This window comes from Eubacterium sp. An3, assembly GCF_002159465.1.
Taxonomy (GTDB): Bacteria; Bacillota; Clostridia; order Lachnospirales; family Lachnospiraceae; genus Anaerobutyricum; species Anaerobutyricum stercoris.
This window is the reverse complement of the sequence record NZ_NFIR01000064.1, coordinates 1-5,048: the sequence shown is the minus strand read 5'-3', so window position 1 is coordinate 5,048 and position 5,048 is coordinate 1. Positions and strand designations below refer to the sequence as shown.

At 38.4% G+C, this 5,048-nt stretch carries 8 protein-coding genes; all 8 read right to left on the bottom strand.

Annotated features, from left to right (window positions below; all coding sequences use genetic code 11):
* Positions 1 to 172: 172 nt before the first annotated feature.
* The 8 genes from B5F87_RS19960 to B5F87_RS19925 all read right to left on the bottom strand — a co-directional run bounded on the left by B5F87_RS19960 (position 173) and on the right by B5F87_RS19925 (position 4,435).
* Complete coding sequence (locus B5F87_RS19960) at positions 173 to 403, bottom strand: hypothetical protein (protein WP_083864339.1); 231 nt, start codon at positions 401 to 403, stop codon at positions 173 to 175.
* A gap of 140 nt (positions 404 to 543) precedes the next feature.
* The gene (locus tag B5F87_RS19955; protein ID WP_083864338.1) at positions 544 to 843 is read right to left on the bottom strand and encodes a DUF6050 family protein; all 300 of its coding nucleotides are present in this window, start codon (positions 841 to 843) and stop codon (positions 544 to 546) included.
* The gene (locus tag B5F87_RS19950; protein ID WP_044986815.1) at positions 840 to 1,052 is read right to left on the bottom strand and encodes a DUF5348 domain-containing protein; all 213 of its coding nucleotides are present in this window, start codon (positions 1,050 to 1,052) and stop codon (positions 840 to 842) included. Before B5F87_RS19950 ends, B5F87_RS19955 begins: the two co-directional genes overlap by 4 nt.
* 136 nt (positions 1,053 to 1,188) lie before the next feature.
* Positions 1,189 to 1,545 carry a recombinase family protein gene (locus B5F87_RS19945; RefSeq protein WP_087284335.1) on the bottom strand — a complete coding sequence of 119 codons (357 nt, stop codon included), beginning with the start codon at positions 1,543 to 1,545 and terminating at the stop codon, positions 1,189 to 1,191.
* Positions 1,546 to 3,186 (bottom strand): recombinase family protein, encoded by a 1,641-nt coding sequence (locus B5F87_RS19940; RefSeq protein ID WP_087284332.1) that lies wholly within the window; start codon positions 3,184 to 3,186, stop codon positions 1,546 to 1,548.
* A gap of 142 nt (positions 3,187 to 3,328) precedes the next feature.
* The gene (locus B5F87_RS19935) at positions 3,329 to 3,571 is read right to left on the bottom strand and encodes a DUF6870 family protein (protein WP_087284329.1); all 243 of its coding nucleotides are present in this window, start codon (positions 3,569 to 3,571) and stop codon (positions 3,329 to 3,331) included.
* A 207-nt stretch (positions 3,572 to 3,778) separates the two neighbouring features.
* Positions 3,779 to 4,018: a helix-turn-helix domain-containing protein gene (locus tag B5F87_RS19930; protein WP_087284326.1), complete on the bottom strand. Its 240-nt coding sequence runs from the start codon at positions 4,016 to 4,018 to the stop codon at positions 3,779 to 3,781.
* Between the two features lie 6 nt (positions 4,019 to 4,024).
* Positions 4,025 to 4,435: a sigma-70 family RNA polymerase sigma factor gene (locus B5F87_RS19925; RefSeq protein WP_087284323.1), complete on the bottom strand. Its 411-nt coding sequence runs from the start codon at positions 4,433 to 4,435 to the stop codon at positions 4,025 to 4,027.
* Between the last annotated feature and the right edge of the window lie 613 nt (positions 4,436 to 5,048).

Genomic DNA, 5,048 nt, shown 5'->3' with positions numbered 1-5,048 from the left:
CAGATCAGTATGAAAAAGAATACTATGCAGCATTAGATGAAAGAGCTGAAGCTTTAGCAGGGTAACTCAACATTAAAAGGGCATATTTAATTTGTACTTTTTCTTGACATAGGACCAATTTGCCATGACCGTGTAGCCACGGTTTTTGTTGACGCGATAGACTGCCATGCGGTTATCCCTCCCTTGCCATCACCGGCTGACAGCGCAGCGTTGACAGCTTCACCGGGGAATAGGGACATTCCTCGAAGACACAGGTTTGATATTTCCAGTATGGACGATGGAAGCAGCACGACCGACATTCCGGGCAGATCCCGTCGCATCCGCTGTCATAGTGGTTGTGGCCGGGTATCTCCTTCATGAGGGCTTCAAAGGCTTGCAGCTTACCGGCTGTCATGTAGCTCATTTTGTTTTATCTCCTTTCCTCGCCGCACCGCCGTCATCTGCAAGAGGCAGATTGTTCCAGCTTTCGGGCAACAAAAAAAGAGGGTTTGCTTCATGCTCCGAATTGGAGAATGAAACAAACCCTCTTAGCTTTTCAGATATTCAGATGATTTCTCGGATGGTATGGATGAGGCCGAGCAGCAGCCCGACAATCAGGGCGAGTCCTCCGATAAGACCGCCGATGATGATGTTGAGTGCGAAGATTCCTACTGTGCCGGATATGCCGTAACCGAAGGGGACGAGCCAGAGACACATCCTGCGGATGCCGAATGGGAAGCCGACACAGAGCCACATCAGGAAGTAGTCACACACGCCGTCCGCCATATAGACCGGTTTGAAGAATGCGGCAAGGCAAAGGGCAATCAGCAGAGGAAGCAGCACTTCCTTGAGAAAAGTCTTCACATCCTCACCCTCAATCCCTGCAAATCGTCCGTGCGGATGCCGACGAGATACCAGTCCGCAGCCATCTCGATCCGGGTGGGTTTCCACTTGCCCCCGACCATGACATCGAAGCATTCCCCGCAGTGCAGACCGCCGTAGTAGCAGTCAAGGTCAAAGCGAATGTCGTACCGATCCGTTGCGTGGTCATAAACTAAAGTTCCCTGTTTCATGATGGACTCCTTTCGTTGTGGGCAGCGCAACGGGAAGGGCTTATACAGTGTACCTCCATAGCCACCGCCAGCCGGTTTTGATCCAGTGCGCCGATTGTAGTGCGATTGTTCCTCTTTCAGGTCAAAAAAGAAGGGACTAAGCCAGAATCCCTTGATTTTCAAGGTCTTTCTGATTTAGTCCCATTATCGCACAACAATCTTTCACTATAATACAGTTGATACGCCCTTTCCTTACATCTTCCATCATACGCTGAAAATCTGGACGAACATAATTCATCCCTGTATATCCATTATCAAAATATTGATCAACAAGTTTGATTTCTGGGTGGGCATCCAGATAATGTATGCATACCTTTTGCTGATTCCCAACTGAATTTTGTTCTATGTTATCCCCGTCCTCCACAGAAAGACGTCCATACTGGCCTGCCAAAATAATCCTATTGGGTTTCTTTTGTTGTTCTCCCTGGATAACTATTCTGCTTTTTCGTGCCATTTATATTACCTCCTGCTTCACAAGATCCTGATATCGGACAATTTCATCTCTATAGTTAAAATCAATCTTTATTCTGCTGTCTCCGTATACATAAATACGGTCAATCATCGTGACAACTGATTCTCTGGATAATTCCTGCATATTCTGATATTTTGCAAATTGCAGTACCCAGTTCCGATCCATATCTGGTTTTAGCAGTATGCTCTCTCTCTGCGCATTCAGTTTACAAATAGTTTCTTCAGTTTCCTGAATCTGGATGGTATATTTCTGACGCATTTTATTATATTCATCATGGTCTATCAAATCTTCTATCAATGCTTCATATAGCTTTGCACGGTATTCTTTCAGGCTGTCAAGATCATCATTCTTTTTTGCAATCTTAAGGTCAAGACCTTTTACTCTAAAATTTACAGCCATCTGTGCGTCCATTTTCTGTATCAGCTGATCCATTTCCACAATCATTTGGATCTGATTGATAACTGTCCGGAGAACAATATTTTCTAATTTGTTTTGCTCAATACTATGACTACTACACCCTTTACCATTCTTATACGTTGCACAAACATAATAATAATATTTTCGATTTCCTCTTTTCACATTCCTAAGCTGCATCGCACGATGGCAGTCTGGACAAAACAATGTCCCTGCTAAAGGCAGGACCGTATTCCGATACGGAGATCGGCGTGTATCACGTTCCATCAGTTTTTGCACGGTAGAAAAAATCAGTGGATCAATAATTGGAGGATGGTTATGCTCAACAATGACCCATTCATTTTCATCGCGCACCCTCATTTTTTTTATTTTATAATTCGGTGTACCACGTTTACCCTGCACTAATGTTCCAATATAAATACGATTTTTCAAAATTCTACTGACTGTGACGGCCCGCCATCCTGTCTGGGACGTACCCTGAAAACCACTTTGATATTTTAGTCCAATACTTTTCTTATACTCAGCTGGTGGCAAAATCTGTTCTTTATTTAAAAAATTTGCAATTTGAGCCTGACTGTAGCCCTTTATCTTCATAGAAAAAATACTTCGTACTATCTCTGCTGCATACTCATCAATAACAAGTTTATGTTTATCTTCCAAGGATTTGTGATATCCAAAGCAGACAAATGCCCCTAAATACTCTCCTTTGCTTCGCTGTATCCGAAATTGATTTCTTAATTTTTTTGACAACTCACGGCAATAGGATTCATTCATAATATTTTTTATAGGAATGATGATATCCTCCCCAGTTGTTGTCTTCTCACTGTCAATATCGTCATTGATTGCAATAAAACGTACTCCAAAGGAAGGAAAAATCATTTCCAGATATTTTCCGGTTTCTATATATTCCCTTCCTAAACGGGACAAATCCTTGACTATAACACAGTTTACTCGTCCTGATTTCACTGCTTCAATAACAGCCTGAAATCCTGGACGATCAAAATTTGTTCCTGTGTATCCATCATCATATGCTTCTTCTATTAAAGTAATATTCGGGTGATTTTCAATATAAGCATGAATAAGCTTACGTTGGTTAGATATGCTGTCACTGACCTCCCCTTCTCCATCTTCTTTGGACAAACGGTAATAGGCCATTGCATCATAAAGATTTAAATCTGATTTAGAATGAAAAATTGTATCTGCAACCATAACAAACCTCCTTAATTCCAAAAATCATCAGGAAATTTGTTTCTGGTACATTATCCATAGCAACTGACAAAGTTACCCTCATTAACCATACTCATTATGGCGGATTTTAAACTACATGTCAACATCCTCTTACACATTACATTTAATTTCCAATTTCCTGATCTACTCCACTTACATAAGAAACCAGACGATCCTGCAGGCTCACTTGAGTATTCGCATATCCTATTTCAACCACTATGCCATCATCCAGATAACAATACGGAGACCCCATCTGTGAAATAAAATCCTTAATCCTCTCACGGCATGGTTTTTTTGTATCAATTACCACATCATGGATATCTTTCAAGTCAGAGCGATTTACCGTCGCTGTTTTCACTTTTTCCATAAAATACTCCTTTCTTTAATGACTAATTCTTTCCTTTTCCATTTTAAATTATTCCTATGATAGTATTACAAATCAGTTTTTTACGTTCTTTTTATTATTGAACTTTGCGACATACTGTCGCAAAGTGAGAATAACTCAAGATACATGTAGCTCAAAAAAATATTTTTCCGTAAGCAGAAGCAGAAAGGGAATGCTTCTGCTTACTAATCAGACCTGAATCTTAAAATCCAGGATTTTTGTAATCAACTTTGTTTCCATCCGCCGTTTCATATATTCATCAGTCACATAATAGGTTCTTCCATATTCATCTTCACATTTCCTTTTGGCTTTTTGATTAATAAACGGTTGAAAATAGTAGACAATGTAGTTGATTGCTTCCGTATCTCCCTGAATAGCTGCCTCTATTATTTCAAATTCCGGCAGTTTTTTATTCTTTCGTGCTTTCATATATTCTTACTCCATATATTTTCTCAATTTCTTCAATGAATCTTTTTTATGATAATGCACTGTGCTCTGTACCATCTTTAAATATTGTGCAATTTCTTTTTCCGTCATATCTAAAAAGAAAAGCATCAATATAATTTCCCGTTTTTTTATAGGAAGCTTTTTCAGTGCTTCACTGAGCCATTCATCATAAACAAAAATTTGTCTACCCATCACAGAAAACTCTTCTGCTATTTCATAGTCATCATAACAATACATCTTATTTAAATCTTTTTGTAACAGTTCAGAAAAAGTCACCTCCTTTTTATGAAGTCGCTTCAATTCACCAAGATAATTCGATGCTTCGCCACTTAGTACTTTTATGCAGTAAGTAAAAAATTTTCTCTGTACAATGTCTTTTTCATGTTGGGTTAATTTCAAGGGGATCACCTCCCCTCTGCAGATAGCCGTAATAAAAATTTCTAATTTTCCCTTTCACAATAACTACAGGTGAAAATCAGAAAAAAATCGAAAAAAAGAAAAAATTTTTTATTACTTTATGGAGCTCTAGTAGGATGATACAAATATTGTTTTTTTGATAAATTAAGCGACAGATTTCGACATAAAAAAAGACCAGAATGTCTAAAAAACTTTCTGGTACAATTTTTACATATCATGTTTTTATCTTTCTTAATGTACAAAAAATCACTTTCTTTTATGTACTATTGTTATAAATTCAAAAAGCAAATATTAGATTTGATGATATTTATTAATGTTTCTCAATGGATTTTCAGAAAATGTAATAGACCGAATGGAATTCGCTCCCCACATTATAGGAAAATATGAAAATCATAAAATTCAAGTTATCCAGCACTTTCACAAAATTAATCGCTGGATTTATTCTCAATATGATCATATCCTGGCGTACTATTTATGTAAACGGTAAATACTCCGTACCTCGAAAATCATAGTCATATGTGAGACAATAGACTCGATTCTTATCAATCCGTGCTAATAGTTCAGTACTCAACTTTTAGTACTGTTATAGAAATGA

Bases quoted from the DNA above. Each gene is read 5' to 3' on its own strand.
- B5F87_RS19945 (WP_087284335.1), bottom strand. From the start codon at position 1,545: ATGGCACGAAAAAGCAGAATAGTTATCCAGGGAGAACAACAAAAGAAA.
- B5F87_RS19950 (WP_044986815.1), bottom strand. From the start codon at position 1,052: ATGAAACAGGGAACTTTAGTTTATGACCACGCAACGGATCGGTACGAC.
- B5F87_RS19935 (WP_087284329.1), bottom strand. From the start codon at position 3,571: ATGGAAAAAGTGAAAACAGCGACGGTAAATCGCTCTGACTTGAAAGAT.
- B5F87_RS19960 (WP_083864339.1), bottom strand. From the start codon at position 403: ATGAGCTACATGACAGCCGGTAAGCTGCAAGCCTTTGAAGCCCTCATG.
- B5F87_RS19930 (WP_087284326.1), bottom strand. From the start codon at position 4,018: ATGAAAGCACGAAAGAATAAAAAACTGCCGGAATTTGAAATAATAGAG.
- B5F87_RS19940 (WP_087284332.1), bottom strand. From the start codon at position 3,186: ATGGTTGCAGATACAATTTTTCATTCTAAATCAGATTTAAATCTTTAT.